14 protein-coding genes and 2 pseudogenes are annotated in these 14,736 nt (G+C 40.1%); 7 read left to right on the top strand and 9 right to left on the bottom strand.

The window, feature by feature from the left end:
* Nucleotide 1 precedes the first annotated feature (1 nt).
* Nucleotides 2-1,480, top strand: a complete 1,479-nt coding sequence (locus tag G7035_RS22735) for a glycoside hydrolase family 32 protein (RefSeq protein WP_019687286.1) — start codon at nucleotides 2-4, stop codon at nucleotides 1,478-1,480.
* Between the two features lie 312 nt (nucleotides 1,481-1,792).
* Here the strand turns inward: G7035_RS22735 and G7035_RS22730 are convergent, their stop codons facing one another.
* A complete protein-coding gene (locus G7035_RS22730; protein ID WP_019687288.1) occupies nucleotides 1,793-2,776 on the bottom strand; it encodes a LacI family DNA-binding transcriptional regulator in 984 nt (327 codons plus the stop codon).
* A gap of 348 nt (nucleotides 2,777-3,124) precedes the next feature.
* Here G7035_RS22730 and G7035_RS22725 point away from each other — a divergent pair, with 348 nt between their 5' ends.
* Both G7035_RS22725 and G7035_RS27960 read left to right on the top strand, forming a co-directional pair.
* Complete coding sequence (locus tag G7035_RS22725) at nucleotides 3,125-4,513, top strand: MFS transporter (RefSeq protein ID WP_019687289.1); 1,389 nt, start codon at nucleotides 3,125-3,127, stop codon at nucleotides 4,511-4,513.
* 633 nt (nucleotides 4,514-5,146) lie between these two features.
* Nucleotides 5,147-5,291, top strand: a pseudogene (locus tag G7035_RS27960) (IS30 family transposase); the annotation flags it as partial.
* On the opposite strand, the gene G7035_RS27560 reads toward G7035_RS27960, so the two are convergent.
* The 5 genes from G7035_RS27560 to G7035_RS27750 all read right to left on the bottom strand — a co-directional run bounded on the left by G7035_RS27560 (nucleotide 5,263) and on the right by G7035_RS27750 (nucleotide 7,827).
* Nucleotides 5,263-5,451 (bottom strand): hypothetical protein, encoded by a 189-nt coding sequence (locus G7035_RS27560; protein WP_019687290.1) that lies wholly within the window; start codon nucleotides 5,449-5,451, stop codon nucleotides 5,263-5,265. The pseudogene G7035_RS27960 and the gene G7035_RS27560 sit on opposite strands and share 29 nt — an antisense overlap.
* Entirely contained in the window at nucleotides 5,451-5,786 is a 336-nt protein-coding gene (locus G7035_RS27555) for an alpha/beta hydrolase family protein (protein ID WP_230877801.1), read from the bottom strand. The genes G7035_RS27560 and G7035_RS27555 overlap by 1 nt, the downstream gene beginning before the upstream one ends.
* 25 nt (nucleotides 5,787-5,811) lie before the next feature.
* Complete coding sequence (locus G7035_RS22715; protein ID WP_019687292.1) at nucleotides 5,812-6,207, bottom strand: hypothetical protein; 396 nt, start codon at nucleotides 6,205-6,207, stop codon at nucleotides 5,812-5,814.
* Between the two features lie 517 nt (nucleotides 6,208-6,724).
* Nucleotides 6,725-7,696: an alpha/beta hydrolase gene (locus tag G7035_RS22710; RefSeq protein ID WP_019687293.1), complete on the bottom strand. Its 972-nt coding sequence runs from the start codon at nucleotides 7,694-7,696 to the stop codon at nucleotides 6,725-6,727.
* Complete coding sequence (locus G7035_RS27750) at nucleotides 7,693-7,827, bottom strand: hypothetical protein (protein WP_016820903.1); 135 nt, start codon at nucleotides 7,825-7,827, stop codon at nucleotides 7,693-7,695. The genes G7035_RS22710 and G7035_RS27750 overlap by 4 nt, the downstream gene beginning before the upstream one ends.
* 339 nt (nucleotides 7,828-8,166) lie before the next feature.
* Here G7035_RS27750 and G7035_RS22705 point away from each other — a divergent pair, with 339 nt between their 5' ends.
* Entirely contained in the window at nucleotides 8,167-8,682 is a 516-nt protein-coding gene (locus tag G7035_RS22705) for a TetR/AcrR family transcriptional regulator (protein WP_019687294.1), read from the top strand.
* 87 nt (nucleotides 8,683-8,769) lie between these two features.
* On the opposite strand, the gene G7035_RS22700 is transcribed toward G7035_RS22705, so the two are convergent.
* Both G7035_RS22700 and G7035_RS22695 read right to left on the bottom strand, forming a co-directional pair.
* A complete protein-coding gene (locus tag G7035_RS22700; RefSeq protein WP_230877800.1) occupies nucleotides 8,770-9,657 on the bottom strand; it encodes a HAMP domain-containing sensor histidine kinase in 888 nt (295 codons plus the stop codon).
* A 187-nt stretch (nucleotides 9,658-9,844) separates the two neighbouring features.
* Nucleotides 9,845-10,522, bottom strand: coding sequence for a response regulator transcription factor (locus G7035_RS22695; RefSeq protein WP_019687296.1), 678 nt, complete (start codon nucleotides 10,520-10,522; stop codon nucleotides 9,845-9,847).
* 316 nt (nucleotides 10,523-10,838) lie between these two features.
* On the opposite strand from G7035_RS22695, the gene G7035_RS22690 reads away from it, so the two are divergent.
* Nucleotides 10,839-11,831, top strand: a complete 993-nt coding sequence (locus G7035_RS22690) for a poly(ethylene terephthalate) hydrolase family protein (protein ID WP_019687297.1) — start codon at nucleotides 10,839-10,841, stop codon at nucleotides 11,829-11,831.
* A 260-nt stretch (nucleotides 11,832-12,091) separates the two neighbouring features.
* Nucleotides 12,092-13,600, top strand: coding sequence for an alpha/beta hydrolase family protein (locus G7035_RS22685; protein ID WP_019687298.1), 1,509 nt, complete (start codon nucleotides 12,092-12,094; stop codon nucleotides 13,598-13,600).
* Nucleotides 13,601-13,748: 148 nt separating this feature from the next.
* Here G7035_RS22685 and G7035_RS22680 read toward each other — a convergent pair whose 3' ends face one another.
* Nucleotides 13,749-14,471: an oxidoreductase gene (locus G7035_RS22680; RefSeq protein WP_019687299.1), complete on the bottom strand. Its 723-nt coding sequence runs from the start codon at nucleotides 14,469-14,471 to the stop codon at nucleotides 13,749-13,751.
* Between G7035_RS22680 and G7035_RS22675 the strand changes: the two are divergent.
* Nucleotides 14,443-14,721: pseudogene (locus tag G7035_RS22675) on the top strand (tyrosine-type recombinase/integrase); the annotation flags it as partial. The gene G7035_RS22680 and the pseudogene G7035_RS22675 sit on opposite strands and share 29 nt — an antisense overlap.
* Nucleotides 14,722-14,736: the final 15 nt, after the last annotated feature.

Here is a 14,736-nt window from a genome sequence, read left to right as displayed (position 1 = left end):
AATGAACACATATAATAACAATACAAAGCAAGCTGAGGAAGCATTGAAACAGGCAGAAGCAAAAATGAACAAGCGGTACCGGTTAGGTTATCATATTATGGCACCAGCAAACTGGATTAACGACCCCAATGGATTAATCCAATTTAAAGGTGAATATCACGCCTTCTATCAGCATCATCCTTATGATGAGAACTGGGGTCCAATGCATTGGGGTCACGTGAAGAGTAAAGACCTTGTACACTGGGAGCATTGTCCGATTGCATTAGCGCCTGGAGATGCATGTGACCTTGATGGCTGCTTCTCAGGAAGCGCAGTAGATAATAACGGCGAATTGACATTAATCTATACTGGCCATCACTATATTGATCAACCAAACAATATCTTTTTCCAAAATCAAAATGTGGCAGTAAGTACAGATGGCATTCATTTTACAAAACTAGGGCAGAATCCCGTAATCGCTGAACCTCCAACAGATAGCTCACAGCATTTCCGTGATCCGAAGGTATGGAAGCATGAGGATACATGGTACATGATCCTAGGTAACAGCACGAAAGAAGATCTGCCGCGTGTTATTCTATATACATCTCCTGATCTTAGAACTTGGACCTATCATGGTGTGCTTCTGCAGGGAGATAAGAATATGGGCTTCATGTGGGAGTGCCCTGATTTCTTTGAACTGAACGGTAAGCATATATTTATGTTCTCCCCGCAAGGCATTGATGCGCAAGGAGATAAGTACAATAATTTGTTCCAGACGGGATATTATGTTGGCGAATATAATTATGATAGTAATGAATATAAACATGGAGAGTTCATCGAGTTGGATAATGGTCATGACTTCTATGCGGTTCAAACTTTTCTAGATGATCAAGGTCGCCGCATTGCGATTGGTTGGATGGATATGTGGGAATCGGATATGCCGACGAAAGCAGACGGCTGGTCCGGAGCATTGACGATCCCACGTGTAATTACGCTGGGTGCCAATAATAAATTGCTGATGAACCCAGTAGAGGAAATGAAGTTGCTTCGTCAAAGCGAACATGTTTTGCACCAATATTGCGCTATTTCTGGAAGTTACTTGACGGAAGTTGAAGCGGATCTGCTTGAAGTGAAGGTCGTGTTCGACCTGACGAAGTCAAGTGCAGATCTGGTAGGCTTGAAGCTTCGCGGTACAGGTGAGGAGGAAACGGTTATCACTTATTCTATCCCGGGTCAGAAACTTATGCTTGATTGTTCTAAATCAGGCAAAAAGACGGATGGAGTACGTCAAACAGCCTTAAGTGCAGAGGGGCAACTGACGTTACATGTATATCTGGATCGCTCATCCATTGAAATATTTGCTAATGAAGGGCAAGCTACGATGACAAGTCGCATCTATTCGAGTGAAAAACTGCTAGGCATAGAACTCGTAACGGAGGGCGGAGAGGCTCTAGTAAATGAGTTGACATACTGGAAATTGAAAGATATTTGGCAAGCTTAATAACTCGAAGAAAAGGTTGCTTTCTGAGTCCTTGTATTGACTTAGAAAGCAACCTTTTCTTATTGATAGTTAATCTGACTGCTATCGAAAAGAAAATTGAATACGAGCGAGTCTGGCAATAGCGACTTTCCCCGGAAATGCCCATCTACATGATAGCCAATTTTAAACCGAGCCTGGTTTCTGCGTATCTCCAATCATGCCCTTTTGCGAAAAAGTCTGCAAGAGAACGTTTCCATTATTCGGCGTTGGATTCGCTGAAAAGACCACCCCTGCCGGTTTAGCATTTCCCGCAACCCGTAGGAGCATCAAAGGTTAGGATACTCCAAGTTTTGTACTGCTGTCCCGAATTTCTAACTGATGAGATATGGACCAGTGGACAGCCGCCAATTCTTCTCCTCTAATAAGCTTAATGAGATTGCGGGCGGCGACCATGCCAAGTTCGGATGCTGAATATCGGACAGTTGACAATTTAGGCCGGATTATTGTAGCCATGTCAATGTCGTCAAATCCGAAGAAAGAGACCTGTTCAGGTATTTTCACCCCATTTTCAGCCAGAAAGTTCATAGCGCCTATGGCAACTCGGTCCGTTGCGCAGAACACCGCACTAGGCAGTGGGCCTGAATGATAAAGTTTTCTCATAGAGGTTATGCCATCTTCAACTGAAAAGCCGCTTTCCAACACACGTTCGGGGCGTACTGGCAGGTGAGCGGCCTTCAATGCCTGTTCATAGCCCAAAAAACGCTGATTGCTCACTGAAATATCCCCCGCTGGTCCCTGCAGCATCGCGATATCCTGATGACCCTGCTGTATTAGATAAGTTACCGCTTCAAAAGCAGCCGTTATGTTGTCAACATGCACGGAAGGAATGGTTTGGTCTCGGAAATCCCGTCCGACAAGGATGCAGGGAATTCCCGCCGCTTCAATGAGCGCGAATAGCGCATCCCGGATTCCGCTTACCGATATAATAATTCCGCTCGCCTGCATTTCACGGAACATATTGTAATAGTGTAATTCAGAGTCCGCGTCTCCCCCTGACAAGGCGATTATGACATCAAAGCCGTATAGATGCGCTACTTGATTGATGCCTTCAACCATGTCATCAAAAACGTTGTTTTTAATCGCGGGCAGAAGTACCCCAATCAAAGATGTATTATTCTTTACCAATGTCCGTGCTATGGCATTTGGACGGAATTGAGTGGCTTCAAGAACATCCAGAACTCGTTTGCGTATTTCACTGTTGACCGTCTGGCTATTATTGATCACTCTGGAAACTGTAGAAATGGAGACGTTGGCCATTCGAGCCACATCTTTTATAGTCATTTTCATTGTACACACCGACTTTCAAGCAAGTATTTATTTAGAAAATAGGTTCTCAAAGTGGATTGAATTTATTATATCAGTTTATTGAATTGTTTATTGAGTTTAACAAAGATTCTAGAGCAAAGAAAGCGCTTGACCTTGGTTTATAAGGAGAGTATAATCAACTCCGGAAAACGTTTTCTAGTATTTTTTGGACGAACATAGTTGTTTTTACCAATAATCGGCTGGATTCAGGGTATTTCAGCTTGTTTTTTTGATAATTAAGAAAACGTTTTCTTTATAACCTTGAATTGTAGAGAATAACAAGGGAAAAGGAGCATGAGCATGAGAAGTTCAAGCGATATTGTTGTAAGGGGAAATGAGGCTTCAGTGCAAACCGGTTCAATTATTACGCTGAAAGAAAAAATTGGTTATGGATTCGGTGATTTTGCCAGCCAGTTGCTGTTTGCCGCCGCAATGACTTTTCTGTCCTACTTTTACACAGATGTAATCGGGATCAGCGCTGGGGTCATTGGTACTTTAATGCTAGTTGCACGCGTACTGGATGCGTTTATTGATGTCGCGATTGGGGCTTTGATCGATAAAACAAAGAGCAGACACGGGAAGGCACGTCCTTGGTTACTGTGGATGTCCGGGCCATTTGCATTGTCTGGAATTCTCTTGTTCACGGTTCCAAGTGGAAATATGACGATCACTATTCTATACATTTACGTTACCTATCTGCTGATGAACTTTATTTATTCCAGTATTAATGTCCCTTATGGTGTGCTTAATTCCATGATAACGCAGGATTCTTACCAGCGTTCTCTGCTTAATATTTTTCGTATGAGTCTGGCGAATATTGGTGCCTTGCTAATTAATTATTTCACCCTCCCGTTAGTGAAGTCATTCGGCGGCGGTCAAAAAGGGTGGATTTTCACCTTTATTATATTTGGCTTGCTCGGAACCTTCTTATTTCTTGTTACCTTCTTCAGTACCAAAGAAAGGGTTACTCCATCTGTTGTACAAAAGCCAATTCCGTTTGGACGCGCTTTTGGAGCGCTGATGCGTAATAAGTATTGGAAATTGATCCTTGGGTTTGCTGTGGTCTATTTTATAAATAACGCACTGGGCACAGGTATGAATATTTACTACGCACGTTATGTGTTAAAAGACGCCAATCTGATTGGAGTGCTCGGCATATCCTTACTGCTTCCTTCCCTGCTTGGTTATATGCTATTGCCCCCCATCGTCAAGCGGATCGGTAAACGAAATTCCTCCATTATCGGAAGTATCCTCCTTATTGTCGGGTCGCTTGTCATTGCCGTCAGTCCCACAAGTCTGATGGCGGTCTGTCTGGGACTCGTTATTAAAGCGCTTGGACATGCCGCTATTCTCGGAACCTTCTTTGCCATGTTGGCAGATACCATTGAGTATGGCGAATGGAAGACAGGGATGCGCACCGAAGGACTGGTGTACAGTGCGGGTAGTTTCGGCACAAAAGCGGGAGGCGGTTTGGGAGCGGCACTTATCGGTTGGGGGCTGGCATTGGGAGGATATGCTGGTGGACAAGCTACAATCAGTGCTACTGCGCTAGCGTCTATTCATTTCATGTTTATCTACGTTCCAATTATCTTGGCTCTCCTGCAAATCTTATTGCTGGTATTTTACAATCTAGATAAATTATTTCCGGGTATTGTCAAAGAGCTTGAATTCTTAAAAAACGCTGAATAGCTACTTGGTAAATAAGGTAGCCCATGAATGAACTCACCCTATTGTTGAAGTGACTAGCAGTAGGGCAGTTCAAGAGGGGCTGCTTTTTTCATTGAAGTAATGGGCAGTATTATTCAGTGGGAGACAAATTAAAATGGCTATTCCCCGATCGGGCAAGAAAATAAGAATATTCGTAAGATGATTAATATTTATAAAAGATCTTTGAATAGAAATTCAGTCGAAACTATCAAATGTGTGCTGTGGCATAACCCTTGGATCATAATAAAGAGTTATCCCTGTATGTAATGGAGAATATGAGTTAGTAAATCCTATAACCATTCGGCAGAGGAAGCATCTAATATAAAGTTTAGAAAACGACAGATTATTCAGAGGTTAAAAACAAAGCCTTTAAAGGGTCAATAAACAAACTACCCTACATCATATTCCGAATAAAACGCTTTAAACCCATCTACAAATAACCACTAGAGCAGCGATGTTTCCCATGAGTGAAGTATCGCTGCTTTGCTTTGTTGATTTATGGCATATGCGGATAATCAGTAGGCTGGAATCGTTAATGCGAATGAGTAAATTTCGTAATCTCCAGCATCTGGTCGGTCATATGCGATGCCGAAAATTGAAAGTTAGACTGTACCGTTCTTTCCTAAAGGCACAGACTTTGCCCAAGTATCCGATGTGGCTTTGGAGCGTTCGCTTGATTTAATCAACCATTGCCCGAAAATGTATGGGGTGGAAAACCGCTCACGAATCTTTCACAAATCCCTTAATGGTTTTTTTTTAATATCCTGCAAGTTTGCATTAGATAGAATTTCAGCATTCTCTCCGAAGAATGCGTTTCCTGCTTCGGTATCGCCATTAAGATAGTACATAAACCATGCGGTTACATATCCGTCTGCATAGTAAAGCATTTGCCCATGATCGGCATCATTTCTTCTTGCCATCACTTTTGTGACATTATTGGGGATGTCGTTATAAAGTTTTTGCAGGCTTTCCAGAGTGTAATCTGCTCATCTGTGTTGCCAGTGGAACCAATAATCATAGTTGGTGCTTTGATGAGCGTAGGATTAGATGTCCATTGCAGAGCTTCGCTCATCACAGTCTTCGCGGAACTTAACATTACAGCAGCTTTATAGATGTCAGAATGCTTCTGATCTGTAATAGCGTTTATTACACCGATGCCGCCCTGTGAATGTCCGGTAATACCAATATGGTCGAGGTCTATCTTCTTATAAAAAACATTATCCCCACCATTGATTTTATCTTTGTATTCATTCAAAAGCTCAAGATACCGAACAGACATTTCAGCGGAAAACCCATTCCATGCATACTCTTCTTACTGTGGCAATTGTGATAAACCCCCAAGAGGCAAGATGTTTTTGCAGTGCTTGATATTTAGAGCCTGTGATCCCTGTTCCGTTGACAAATACAACAACGGGGAGCGATCTATTCATTTCGGACATATCCGCTGGATAAAAAATCTCATATTTCTTAAATGACATCATAGCGGCACTTTCAAAATAACTTACCTCGTGCTCACCCATAGCTATATACTTTGCTTCCAACTCGCCGCCTGTTTTGACTGTTTCCGTATAATTATTCGGAACGGCAGGATTATTTGCTAAGTAAATCAACAAAGCGGCAATCAGTACTGCAATGATAAAAATAATACAACCAGTAATTTTCAACATCTTTTTCATGCACGTAAATCTCCTTAACTCTCAATAAATTATAAATTTAGCGTAGGTCTTGTGGATTGTCTGCCTTGTTTCCTTGAAGTATTATACCTGATCTGAATAAACTGAAAATAAACTGATGTAAGCATAGACCGATTAGTTTAGCTATATATCTAAATAAAAAGCATATGTAGTTAACTTGAATAGGTAGCATAATGAAGTACGATTTCTCATTTCATATGACAAAAAGACTCAAGAAGAGATAAACACGGGTGGAAAAGCCTGCTCAGACATATGTTGAAGCCGTATAACCTGAAAGAGATATTGTCTTGTTAAGCGTAATATATAAATAGTAACCTTAAGCGTAATGAATTAGGAAATATTAAACTTCAAATTTAATTAATAAACCTGCTTTTTTGACGGTTATTCTTAAGTTTTTCGTTTTTACTTTGGATAGTAGAGAAGGTAGTTTTTAAAAATAGTACCTTCTCTAAATCTGCACATTTTGTTGCCTCAAACAGAACAGCGGATCTAATCTGTCTTATTCACTCCCCATATATCGTTCCAGGTACTCATTCAACTTTTCTATATATTTTAAATATAGCTTATTGTCATTTTGCAGACCGTGCCCCGAATGAGGAAACTCGAAATAATCATGGGGAACATTGTTTTTTTCCAGTGCGTTGATCAGATATTTTACTGTTCCGAACGGAGCGACCTTATCGTATTTTCCATAGGCAGCTAGCGTTGGTACAGAATTTTTATCAATCCACATAAACGGTGAAATATCTTTGACTGCTTCATCATAGCTTGCTTTTCCTATCATATCTGTTGTAATCGTGTTACCAGACATAACGCTGAATAAGTTTGCTGCTGCCTCTGGATTCTGATCCAAACCGTAGGTAGTCCAGTCCTCTGGATAAAAGCTCGGTGGTCCTACCATCTCAAATACCATTTTTACAGGAATAGGAGAGGTGTCCGCATCACGGTAAGCATACAATAGCGCCAAAGTTCCACCTGCCGAGCCACCGGATATCGCCATTCTATCGAGATTGTAGCCTAACTTTTTCGCTTCCGCTTTTACAACTGGAATACTTTTTTTGATTTCCTGTGACATAGTATATACACTGGCTTCGGGATTATTTTCATTACGCAGCGTATAATTAATACCAGCGGCGACATAACCTTTTGAAGTAAGCCATTTCAGCATATTGGCGTCATCACTCTTGTCACCAGTTGAAAAACCTCCTGCATGGAGATATACGACAAGACCATAGCTTTTCTTTGTATTATCTGCTGGAACATAGAGATCAAATTTATTTTGCTCCTTATCGTCATAGGCGATATCTGAATATGCATGCCCAACGGTGTCATTCCAATGAACTTGCATCTCTCCAGACAGTGGATTGTATGTCATTTTGATGATTGCTGAAGCCGCGAACACAAGAATAAAAACACCAACATAAATAGATCCCCACAACATTTTTTTTCTGCCTTTTCTCTCATTTTTCATAAGAAGTTACCTCCAAACAGTGTACCGCCGAGCAAAAAATTCATAAATGCCCGCACTGCAAGACGGCCCAAAACGGCAGCTACGATGATAACTAAAATCAGAATAACCATGCGTTTTTGTGAAAGTGTCATCTCTTAATCTCCTTATCAATTTCTTCGTGATGTTACCCCTTGAGTTGTTTTATCCTAATGTTCAGACTTTTTTCCGTGCCGGAATTTGGGCCTTTTTACAACATACCGAACTATACGCTAGGGAGCTGATATCGATTGGTCACTTAATTGGCTCAACTACAATTTTAACAAGAGTGATCAGAGGTCCTTTGTTATCATATTTTCTCCTTTATCTAGAATACATCCGTTGTATGAACTCCATAAAATAGACGTATCATTTTTTGTGTAACAAATGTATCATTGGTTAAAATCAGAATCAATGAATCAATAGAAAATGATACAGAAAGGAAAAAATGTAACGTGGAAGATAAAAGATTGAAAAACACACATGTGAAGCTTCAAATTACAAAATCACTTCTTGATTTGTTGAAAATGAAAGAACTTAAGGCGATTTCAATCAGTGATCTTACCTCAACAGCACAAGTAAGTCGCGTTTCGTTTTACAGGAATTATGATGAAAAAGAAGATGTGCTGAAAGAATATCTTTATAAATTAATAGACAGTTGGTATAAGGAATATCAAGATAGTGGTGGTACATCGGAAGATGAACTTTTGGGGAGTTTGTTTGGACACTTTAGTAAAAATAGAGAGTTTTATCTGCTTCTTAGCCAAAGGAAATTGTTCTATCTGCTGAAGGAAATACTCAAAGAACTATTCGGACCAAAACCAGAATATCCAAACTTCGGTGCTTATGTAGCAGCTTATTTTTCATATGGATTGTTCGGATGGATTGAAGAATGGTTTGCTAGAGGTATGCAGGAAACTTCAGAAGAGATGACTTTACTTCTGAAAAATCGTGATTTAAATAAAAATTAATCTCCTGAGGTTGTTGGGATTTGGACATTTTCCAGAAGTGAATAATCCCATTTTCTCAATTTAGATGCTGAGAAAATGGGATTATTTCTAGGGTGAAGGAAGAATCACTTCAAAAGTTGTACCTGTGTCATCTGAGCTTGCAACCCGGATCGTCCCACCATGCAGTATAACAATCTTTTGCGCAATACTTAAACCCAATCCATTGCCCGGGGAGGCGTGAGAAGGATCTCCTTGATAGAATTTATCAAATATGTGTTTTTGCTGATAGGCATCAATCTCTGGACCGTTGTTGTGAATAGATATACTAACATGTTGAATCTTCGAATTCATATCGATTGTGATCTCGGAATTCGAAGTCGAATACTTAATGGCATTGTCCAGAAGATTGATCCAAACTTGACTAAGCATATCTTCATTTGCAGTAACCATCAGTTCAGACGAATCAAACTGAAAGCTTATATTTTTCGCCGACCATTTCGGCTCCAACAATACAATAACCGTTCGGATGTGTTCGGTTAAGTTAAAAGTCGTTTTCTCAGTGATGATGGCTTGGCTTTCGATCTTGGATAACTGAAGCACATTTGTGGAAAGTTCTGCCAAACGTTCCGATTCATTGATGATGATATCCAAATACTCATTGCGTTCCTCATCTGATAAGTTTTTTCTTTTCAAAACTTTCGCGTACCCTCGTAAGGAAACGATCGGTGTTTTAAATTCATGCGAAAAATTATTAATAAAATCGGACCGCAGCATTTCAAGACTACCGAGTTCTTCAGCCATGTGATTAAAACTTCTGTTCAACTTTCTTAACTCTTTTGGCCCCTTAAGGTGAATACGGACGGAAAAATTCCCTTTGGCCAGCTCTTCAGAAGCATGTATAACTTTTCGAATGGGAGAGAGCGGGATTCGGCTAAATATCAACGATGCAAGAATACTGACCAGAATACTCACTGTTCCAAAATATGTAACAAGCACTAAGCCACCTCCTGAATTTGGATCTTCGGCAGGAGGGGAACTGTAGAGTCCGATATACACGAAAAACACGACAATGACCAACGAAAGAAAAATGGATATGAGCAAAATAAACAACACAATGAACGTAAACATAAAAGTTAGTCCAAACCCACGTAAAGATCTCTCTCTGATAAAGTTTATTATCCTTCTACTCACTATGTTTTACCGCCTTATAGCCAATTCCTCGGATGGATATGATTTCAAATTCCGGATAATCGCCAAATCGCTTTCTTAAACGGTTGATGTGAACATTTAACGTGATATCACTTGTTTCAGAGTCCATGCCCCAAATTTCATCCATTAACTGAATACGGGTAAAAATTTTATCTGGGTACGACAGCAATTTGTACAATAAATAAAATTCCTTCTGCGGCAGTGTCTGCACTTCATTCTCTCTTGACACCGATAATTCATCGTATTGCAGCGTGATTTTTCCTATTTGAAGCTTCCGTTCATTCTGGATCTTGACTCGCCGAAGCAAAGCCTTAATCCGAAGTAGCATTTCGTCTTCGTCCACAGGTTTGACCATGTAATCGTCTGTTCCTGCCATAAAGCCTTTACGTTTGTCTGCCGGTAAATGTTTGGCACTAACCATCAGAATAGGAATATCATTTTTGCTCTCGCGGATCGTTTGAGTCAACTCGAATCCATCCATTTGAGGCATCATGATATCAAGAACAATTAAATCAATATGCTGCTTGTCTAATAATTCTAATGCCACGATGCCATTCTCCGTCAAAAACACCTCGTATCCTGCAGACCCAATGATAGTTTTCATTAATTCGGCCGTATTTTTATCGTCTTCTACAACGAGAATTTGAAACATTCCCCTCAATCCTTTCCGTTACTCTTTAATAACTGAACTGGCATTCTATCACAATATCTGTTTGGAATGAACAACGGGCATTGTGCTTCTTGTTTATTTTCAGTTTATATAATCATGTTAATGTAATTCTAGCAATAACGATTCATCAAACTCCCGGATGTTCTGTTGTTCCAATATTCTCATCTGCTTGCTCAGTCAGTTTAAACAATCATGGAGGTGTTGGGTTATATCAAAGTGATCAATTGCTTTAAACTTAGTTTTTCAAAATCATACGCATGTTATTCTGCCCATGATTTAAGTAGTTAAGTGTTAAATAATGAAAGAAAATGAAAAGCTTAATGAGGTGGAGTTTATGAAAATAATAAAAAGAATTTTATTGATTTTAGTTGCTATCGTAATTGTTGTTATTGTTGGAGTTCTTGCGATTCTATGGTATCGTAATGCATATTATTATAAATTAGTTGAGACTGACAAGCCAATTGAAACACAGTATACTGCAATGGGGCCATATAAGGTTTCCTATCAGGAATTTGATTCAGAAAATGCTACCTTTAAGAAGAATGAGATTTGGTACCCATCCGACATGAAAGATAGTGCATCTGCACTGCCTCTCGTAATCATGGCTAACGGTACAGGCACCACTGCTTCAAAATACACAGCTGTTTTTAAACACCTCGCTTCATGGGGGTTTATTGTGGTAGGTAATGAGGATGAAAATTCAAGAACGGGGGCATCTTCATCAGCCAGTCTTAATTTTATGTTAAGTTTGAATAAAGATAGTTCTAGTGATTTTTATGGGAAAATTGATGTTGATAACATTGGGATCGGCGGACATTCGCAGGGAGGCGTGGGAACAATAAATGCCGTAACCAATCAGGAGAACGGTGATTTCTACAAAGCTATGTTTACGGCAAGCGCCACTTCAAGCTTCTGGGGACAGCAAAGCCAATTGGGAACCGATTGGAGTTACGACGTATCCAAGATCAAAATCCCTTACTTCATGGTTGCTGGTACGGGAGGTTTTGATGCGGGAACTGCAGAAGACATAACGGCTACAGAAGGGCAAGGAATTACTCCGCTTTGGTCACTTAATACGAATTATTCCAATATTCCCGATACGGTAACCAAAGTTATGGCTAGGCGCGTAAACACTGACCACAGCGATATGGTGAACCATGCAGACGGATATATGACAGCCTGGTTTATGTATTGGCTGAAAGGTGATGTACAAGCGGGTAACGCATTCTTTGGTGACGATGCAGAGTTACTTGAAAATGCGAACTGGCAGGATGTTATTAGAAGTCAATGAATTATTTTTATATACAATTACAACAATGTTATATACCTGATAAAGGACTGGATTCCAGTCCTTTTTTAGTTGAGTTGGAATTACTTCGTAAGATTGCTACAGAACAGAAATATTAAGTTAAAAATATCCGTTTGTGTTTTATTTGGTTATAGGCATCATCATATCAGTTTATTTTCAGTTTATTCAGATCAGGTATATTACTTCAAGGAAAATAAGACACAAGACAGTAGACATCCTCAACAAATATCAAGGAGAATTCAATGAGAAAAATGATTAAAATAATAGGCATGTGTATATTGATATTCATTCTTTTGATCGTGGGACTGAGAATTAAAAATATGTTATTCCCTCCAAAAGTTGATAGCAGTGAACTAGATATTGATAAGATATTTGCACAACAGGCGCAATCCCAAGAAGGACTTCATCCTCTTGAAAATATTGAGCAGAGAACCATTGATATAAAATACATCAGCAAGGACAATATAGTGGACACCCGACAAATGAGGCTCTATATTCCGAAGGATGCGGAGCAGCCGATCCCCGTCATCTATATTCCTCACTATGAAATGACCGAGGATGCTGTGGAATTGCGCAAGTATCTAGCTGAAGGGTGGATGGTTGCTTCACCGACGAAATTTGATAATAAATACAACGGTCAGCTGACCGATGATGATCTGGTTTTCAATAATGCCGCCTTATATACGCTTCGTCATATGGAAGAAGTCGATCATCAAAGAATCGCCCTCGTTGGGGGCAGCGCAGGTGGATACACGACACTGATGCTTAACGCTTTGCAAATGGGGATTAATGCTTCGATCGCGAATTCACCGATTGCTAATGTGTACTTTAATTTTTATCAGTATTTTCCCGAAGGAAACCAATTGAACAACAACAAGATGGGCTGGGTTATGCTTAAAGGATTGTTTAAAATGATCACTGCGGAGATAACGGCGAAAGAAATGCTGAAAACGATGATGGACTTACCGATTCCGTTTCTAGGTATGGTATCCGGCATGTTTGAGCCGATCTTAGATAATTTTCCGGATAAAGAAGACATCGCAAGATGGGAAGCATTCTCCCCGGTTGCACTGGCAAATCATTTTAGTAGTCCTCTGGTCATCAATCATGTTACGTCTGATGTTTTGGTTCCAGTCGATCAGATTTCAAGACGATTCACCTATGAAGAAAACGGAAGTTCAATGCCGGAGGGGTTTTCGACAAGACTGAATAGCAGCTATCCGGGAGTTCTCGGACATACTTTGGAAGAAGAACTGCCTTCAGACCTCACAAGAACAGTGCACATTATTATTACTGACCCGGATAAAGACAGCATACTTCCTTATGACAGTAAGAAACCGTTCAACCTGAACATTTACGACGATGGAACTGTAGAATCTTACGGGAGCCACCGAGCGACATCCGGAACAGGTGTAACCGATGATATTCCGTATCTCAGAGATATGCTCTCCCGTAGCTTGGCAGAAACAGAAATGCTGCTACCTGGAAAGCTTCTTCTGCTTTTGGATCGTTATCAGGGAGAGAGTATACAATTACCTGCTCATCAAGGAATTGATGATACTGTTTATGGCTCCCTTGTCATTTATCAGCAGGAAGTCGTAGAGGAATTAAATCAGTGGGCAGAAAACCATTCTATGAATGAATTGAATCATTTTATTCAGGGATCAATCACAGATATCGATGATACCATATTAAAGAACCAGTACACAGCCACATGGAAAGAGATAAAGGAAAAATTATCACGAATGTAAATTAGTTACTGCAGCATCTTGTTAAAAATTTAACAGGATGCTGCAAACTTGATTTATTTAGCTGGCTCTAAATGAAGGATGAGATGTGGATACACAGAAAAGGGCAGCAGAAACAATACATTAGCTATCCTGCCAATATGTGATTTTATTATTTGTAATCTGCGTTTATCGTTGTTTCTTTCCATTGTTCTATGCTGGCAAGCATGTTGTTAAATTTATAGGTTGCTGCATCATAGGCTTGTTGACCAAGCAACAAACGAAGTGGAGGTTTCGTTGTTTCCACGACTTTAATAACCGCTTCAGCAGCCTTTACAGGATCTCCAGCTTCTTGACCAGCACCAAGTTGAATACCTTGCAGCATATGGCCGACAATAGATTCTTTAAGCTCAGGTATGCTTGTCTCAGTCTTGGCAGAAGAACGGCCACCCCATTCTGTACGAAAACTGCTTGGCTCCATTAAAGTCACATAAATATTAAAAGGAGCCAGTTCTTGCGCAAGACTTTCGGAAATACCTTCAACGGCGTATTTTGTTGCGTGATAATACCCGAGAGTTGGGAAGGAAGTTAGACCGCCAATGGACGAGAAGTTTATAATGTGACCACTTTTTTGTGAGCGCATGTAGGGAAGTACAGTATTCGTAATATGCATGAGTCCCCAGAAGTTAATTTCGAACATCTTACGCGTTTCTTCTTCTACGCTTTCCTCAACAGAGCTAAAATATCCGATACCTGCATTGTTCACGAGCACATCAATACGTTTAAACTTCTCAATCGTATGGTCAACCGCATTTCGGATCTGTTCCGGATTAGTGACGTCGAGTGGGAGAGCGAGCACATGATCTTCATGCCCGGCTGGAAGAAAAGGAGGCACACGAAGACTTACTCAAAGATCCATAGAAAAGTTAATTCAAAAATATGCTAATCTTTATGGTAAACCGTCTTTAAATGTGCATGCTTTGAGACTTGCAACTAGATATCATAAGGCTAACAATGATGTTCCAAAACTGAAGGATCAACTAGGTCATTTATCAGTACAGGCAACGATGATATATACACATTTATCAGATGACGATCTGAAGACAGCGGTTAATAAAATGGATTTAGATTTTTTTATGCATTAACTCTAAGTTCAATTG

This window comes from Paenibacillus polymyxa (genome assembly GCF_015710975.1).
Classification (GTDB): domain Bacteria; phylum Bacillota; class Bacilli; order Paenibacillales; family Paenibacillaceae; genus Paenibacillus; species Paenibacillus polymyxa.
The sequence above is the reverse complement of the archived record's forward strand: the minus strand, read 5'-3'. Positions and strand labels throughout refer to the sequence as shown.